Annotated in this window: 1 protein-coding gene; it reads left to right on the top strand. The window is 43.9% G+C overall.

Going from position 1 to position 230, the window contains the following annotated elements; all coding sequences use genetic code 11:
• Window positions 1-230, top strand: a 230-nt coding sequence (locus FQ668_RS28935; RefSeq protein ID WP_218570942.1) for a hypothetical protein, incomplete at both ends; no start/stop codon positions are given.

Below are 230 nucleotides of genomic sequence, written 5' to 3'. Positions count from 1 at the left end.
TAAGGGACGTTATGGCATTTCCATTCATTCGGGGACTCCTCCCTATCAAATCGATTGGGGCGATGGCTTCTTGATGCCTGGAATAGATACTGTGGTTCTGGGCGTTAGCCCAGGTCAGCATAAAATAACCATTGTAGATGGGAATGGTTGTATTTATCGCGACAATTACTTCGTAAAAGTCCTAAAAGCACCTCCTATTCATTTTACTTTCGATCCCGATACGGTCTATC

Source organism: Pseudomonas sp. Kh14 (assembly GCF_900291005.1).
Classification (GTDB): Bacteria; Pseudomonadota; Gammaproteobacteria; order Pseudomonadales; family Pseudomonadaceae; genus Aquipseudomonas; species Aquipseudomonas alloputida.
The sequence above is the reverse complement of the archived record's forward strand: the minus strand, read 5'-3'. Positions and strand labels throughout refer to the sequence as shown.